Source organism: Robinsoniella sp. (assembly GCF_034124845.1).
In genome coordinates this window covers 1-2,424 of the sequence record NZ_JAWYAJ010000175.1, presented here as the reverse complement: position 1 = coordinate 2,424, position 2,424 = coordinate 1, and the positions used below count along the sequence as shown (strand labels likewise).

The following is a 2,424-nucleotide window of genomic DNA, read 5'->3' as shown; positions in this document are numbered from 1 at the left end:
GGCTGTCTGTAATTTGGTTCAGACTGGGGAAGCCAGCTGTAGTTCGGCGGATATGCGCCATATCTGTGGACATCTTTTCCAAGGGAGTCCTTCAGCGGTACCGGTGGATAATTCAACCCTTGGGCAAGTCCGGTATAATACATGGGTACATTGATGACTTCTGTCCGGCTCTCATCTGTCTGGTTATATACCCACAATAGTCCTTTTTCTCCCTCATTCATGGCATTCACATGATATAATGCATCCATTTTCACGCCCCGCTGCCTGTTGGTTCCTGCTGCGTCATAAGCCGCCTGGGAGATATGAACCATGTCGGAATTTACAATTCCACGGTAACGCTTATAGAACTCTACCCATTTATTCAGGATATCCTGTGTTCCGTCATCAAAAAGTGCAGGCCCACGGAAGTCGGAGTTTACGCCGTTTCCGATATTCTGTGCAATAACCCAGTTATAATCTTCTTTCTTATCTTTAAATGGCTGGAATGCAGCATCTCCGCCGCCGCCATGGTATTCTGCAAACGGTACATGAGACCAGCTCATGGACATGGTACGTCCATAGGAAGCATTGTGCATCAGCTGACGCCCGTACAGCAGCTGCTCCTGCCTTGGCTGGCTCCAGGCTGCTTCTTCGTATCCGATTCCGCATTTGTTGGCACCGTTTAAGTAATACCATGCAGGCACTTTTACAAATACGCCCATGTCACGAAACTCTGCACACATCATGCGGACACCATTTTCCCACTGCTTTACCTGTGAATCAAATACGCCGTTATGGAACTTATACTTTGATGCTTTTCCGGTATCCGTATCTTGCGGATTAGCCGGGTCTGTTTCTCTATCCTTGTTTACATGCTGTTCGCCGCAATTACAATAATTGCCGGGATAGGTACCGTCTATTTCTACACAGTCCAGACCGGTATATGTAACAAAGTTTTTGAAGTTATCCCAGTAATCATCGAATGCTGCGGATGCCAGGCACATGGAAGCGCCCCATTGTCCTTCCGCATTCGTACCGTACTCTTTGGACTGGCTGTACTGCCCTCTCGTATACTGAGCCTGGTAGATACCAATTGCAATTCCCTTGCTGTGTGCGTAATCCACCAGTTCTTTGTACTTATCCAGAGTCGCCTGGTCTCTTGCCAGCATCTGTTTGGATTCATCCGGAGCACTGTAAGACTGAATAATCATTTCAAACTCTGCTTCTGCCGCCTGATCTATTACTTCTTTCGTAAGTCTGCCTGTATTATGATGGGTCAGCGGGTTGTCTGTGATCCATGGAAACAGGGTCCGGTAAATGCCAAGACGTTCCCTCATTTTCAGTTCAAACCAGTAGGTACTGTGGACAAATTCATAGGTGTCAAACCCTACCATGGATTCGCCCTTAGCCAGCTCATATGCCGGTCCCACCTCATAGCAGGTGTGGGTGATATCCTTCAGCTCCAGGAAGGGACTTCCTTCCTTTTCCAGATCACATTTGCAGGGAAGCGGACGGTTAATGGGAAGTGTACTCTGGTCGCCGCAGGTGTAAGTAGTCTCCAGCGCCAGCAGGTCATCCATGTTGGTATTTCCCTTCATGACTTCCGGTGCCAGTCGTCCGATCATGATCTGGCTGTCCCCTTCATTTACGATCTCCACCCGCTTTTTCATAGCCGGGATATTGTCATACATTTCGTAAATGATTTTAATTTTGATTCCCTGATAGACTTCCGGGAAAGATTGTGGAGCCGAGAAAAGAAACTCCAGATGCTTTCCTTTGGGCGGCCATTCCTTTGCCGCCGGGTCTCCGAAAATTTCATTTGAAGTCCATTCAAACGGTTTTTCACAACTGTCGCTGATTGTATATCCGTCAAACACAAAGGTGTTACTATTTTTGGTTCCGCCTACATAGTAGTAATCCGGGGTTACCTTGATACTGCTGTCCGGAATCTCAATCGTATTGTCTGCCGAAGCAATTGAATCCCGGTGTATCTTGATCCCTTCATCACTGTATACTTCCCGGTAAGGCTTGTCATACAGTCCCAGATAGACTTCCGGAAGCACATCTTCCCCGTCTGTCATCTCTTTGTCGATATACAGATTCTTGTAGCTGTCTGTATAAAATTCTGTTCCGCCCTCCTGGGGAAGCTGAAAGCGGCGCTCTATGATGCCATTTCCAATGGTAATGCTGCTGCCATCTTCTGTAACCGCAACCGGGAGGGATTCATCCGTTTCCAGCCAGTGGCGTTTTCCGTTTACTGCATTTTCCAGTCCTTCTACTATCTCTCCTTTCTCATTTACATAGGGTGACGCAATCCAGGGTTCCTCTGCCGAACCCTGCGCCGCGGCCCCCGCCTCCGCGTTTGTCCCGGGAGTCGCTGCACGTGTGTCCATGTTCGGTACCAGGGTACAGACTAACGAGCCTGCCAGCGTCAAAGCGAGCCAG

At 48.5% G+C, this 2,424-nt stretch carries 1 protein-coding gene; it reads right to left on the bottom strand.

Going from position 1 to position 2,424, the window contains the following annotated elements; translation table 11 throughout:
• The coding region (locus tag ACH2DQ_RS08255; RefSeq protein WP_395026317.1) for a hypothetical protein at positions 1 to 2,424 on the bottom strand (2,424 nt) is incomplete at both ends.